General features: G+C 40.0%; 2 protein-coding genes and 1 pseudogene. All 3 read left to right on the top strand.

Features of this window, described 5'->3' with window-relative positions:
- Positions 1-458: pseudogene (locus J5224_RS26290) on the top strand (hypothetical protein); the annotation flags it as partial.
- Entirely contained in the window at positions 455-820 is a 366-nt protein-coding gene (locus tag J5224_RS26285; protein ID WP_264628120.1) for a hypothetical protein, read from the top strand. The pseudogene J5224_RS26290 and the gene J5224_RS26285, both read left to right, overlap by 4 nt.
- A 247-nt stretch (positions 821-1,067) precedes the next feature.
- Positions 1,068-1,571, top strand: a complete 504-nt coding sequence (locus J5224_RS26280; protein ID WP_264628119.1) for a contact-dependent growth inhibition system immunity protein — start codon at positions 1,068-1,070, stop codon at positions 1,569-1,571.
- The last annotated feature ends 252 nt before the right edge of the window (positions 1,572-1,823 follow it).

Here is a 1,823-nt window from a genome sequence, read left to right as displayed (position 1 = left end):
AGTGGGTAGAAAATTTCGCCACGATGACAAAGCTTCCCAAGAATGTTATAGAAGGCTTTGGGATTGCCATGGCTGCGGTCGGTGGCAGAGGTAAGGTTAAGACCCGCATTGGGAGCCCAAATCCTTCTACTAAAAAGGTGACGCAGCCAGCCGTTGATGGTAATACGCCGGGTAAGAAAGTTCCCTATATACCTAATGCAGGCGCTGTTGGTAATATCGGGGAGTTCTTTAAGCAGCCGGGTTTTGGTAGTCAAGTAAAAGAGTTAGCCAGTAAGACCAGTAAGCAATTTCAAGGACAAAAAGGCGACCAATTTTATTTAGATGCCAGACATAGAAACCACATTGAAGTTTTTGATATGACAGGAAAAGAAGTAAGAGCGGTGCTTAACCTAGATGGGTCATATAATGATGCAAAAACCAAGGCTGCCAGAGCTGAAGGACGGAGATTACCAAAATGATTGATATCATTCTGCTAGATCAATTTAAAGATATTTATTTAGAAGTGTTAAAACAAAACATTGGAAAAGAGTTTGATAAAGATAGCCTTTATTTATCAGAAAATGACTCAATCGTTAAAAGCATTGAAGATGATGTAGCAAAGCTTAACTTAACTATCAAATTATTTTTTAAAGCAAAAGAAAATAATGATGAATTAGCAATGCAAGCAGCATTGTTACGTATATCAACATTTTTATCTGGAATCTATGGGGTTCTTTATCAAACAAGAGAAGATATTGATCTTTTTTCAAGAATTCCCAATATAGAAAATTTCCCTGAAGATTATAAAATACCAGACCATTACAATTACCCGATTAAGTAATAATGATGAAGATCCCGACCATCGAGTCGGGATTTTTTTCTCCATAACTATTACACTCATGTAAAATCAAACCATCTGGAATGGTGAGTAAATTTCAGACACGCAACAAATTAACAAATATTTCTAAACGTGAGGTGGTCATCGCGATCCCGAAAACGACATAACCCAAGCAGTGGGAACAAACCAACAAGGCCATAGTCTATGGTTCTGAGAAAAATGTGAAAGTTAAAATCACGGTGGTGAAAGAATGAATCAGGCACAAGAGCAGGGGCTTAATGCTGGCGCGCTATTTAATAACGATTTCTATTGCATTGAAACATATTCAGGTTATGGATTATTACGAGATGACCCTGAAACCAAAAGTCATCTCCTTATGCCAGAATGCAGTAATGAAGTGCTCGGAATTACCCTACTGACTGCATTATCAGCCAGCAGGGTTGTCGACCCTGATGATCATCATTTCTTCGATCGTGATAACGCAAGTATTTCATTCGACCAATGGGTGGGGGAGATGATGAATACTTATAGTTACAAAACAAAGAGGGCCCTGTTTAAAAACATGCTTCGGTGTGGCATTTGCCAACTCAATGGCATGCTCACCATAAGACCTTCCGTACATGACAGGCTCGATGGCTGGTCTGGAAATGGCATTGCGGAATCCGATTACGTTATCATTCCTGATAATAGCACTCATGAAGAAATCGGAGCCGCATTGCGCCTGGCCTTTTCACGCTGTAAAAACAAGATGTAATAACGGGTTATTCTGAGTATCAAGGGTATATGTGGCTTTCTTTAGCCACATATACCCATCATGCTTCACGTTGCAGGCAGCCAACTGCACGCAGAAGACACAACGACGGGCATACTGGCAATAGAATTGATGAGGTAACCATCCCAGCCCCTCCTTTCACCCTATGGCATTAAAAAAGGAATTCGTCATTATAAATGCTTTCACTGTATTTAGGGATCGAAAGATGAGCATCGCAAGCATGTCAGAAATAGT

The sequence above is a fragment of the Candidatus Symbiopectobacterium sp. NZEC135 genome, assembly GCF_025962695.1.
This window is presented reverse-complemented; position numbering and strand designations above follow the sequence as displayed.

Bases quoted from the DNA above. Each gene is read 5' to 3' on its own strand.
- J5224_RS26285 (WP_264628120.1), top strand. From the start codon at position 455: ATGATTGATATCATTCTGCTAGATCAATTTAAAGATATTTATTTAGAA.
- J5224_RS26280 (WP_264628119.1), top strand. From the start codon at position 1,068: ATGAATCAGGCACAAGAGCAGGGGCTTAATGCTGGCGCGCTATTTAAT.